General features: G+C 71.8%; 1 protein-coding gene. It reads right to left on the bottom strand.

All coding sequences use genetic code 11. The features are described from left to right. A partial coding sequence (locus P3W85_RS24535; RefSeq protein WP_430869605.1) for an FAD-dependent oxidoreductase occupies positions 1 to 373 on the bottom strand: 373 nt, incomplete at its 3' end. Between the last annotated feature and the right edge of the window lie 229 nt (positions 374 to 602).

Raw genomic sequence — 602 nt, 5'->3', positions numbered from 1 at the left:
GCCGGCAGCCATAGCGCACGGATCCCCCCGCGGCACGCCGCAGCACGCGGTGAAGCGCGGCGCGCAGGATGCGCACGCCGCCATGGTCCGCCACGCATGCCAGCGGCAGGTCGGCCAGCACCTCGCCGCTGCACAGCGACATGCGCCAGCGGTCCCAGGGCAGGCCGGCCTCGCCGATGGCGCTGGCCTGCAGGGGGTCCCGCAGGTGGAGCGCCTTGATGGCATTGGGGCCAAGCGCCAGGCCGACGCTGGATGCGGCATGATCGGCCGGCGCTCCCTGCTCCAGGCAGGTGACCTCCAGTCCCGCTTGCATGCCAAGCGCGCGGGCCATGATGGAGCCGGCCACGCCGGCGCCGACGATGACGATTCGCATGATGGGAATCCTGGGTTTCAGCCGGCAGGCAGGCGGCGGCGAGCGGGCTTTGCGCCGGCAACGCGGTGGCGCGATCCGCGCGCATCGCTGGTCCCTGCGGGTCCGCTGGATTCCGGCCGCGAAGGGCTGTCGAGATAGCTCGGTGGGGTCGTCATGGGCGCCAGTGTGCGCAAATAGGCCGCACGCAACCAGCACCGTTTTGGTCTCATGGCGAGCGCGCAATGTGTGC

It is taken from the genome of Cupriavidus basilensis (assembly GCF_029335485.1).
GTDB lineage: Bacteria > Pseudomonadota > Gammaproteobacteria > Burkholderiales > Burkholderiaceae > Cupriavidus > Cupriavidus basilensis_E.
This window is presented reverse-complemented; position numbering and strand designations above follow the sequence as displayed.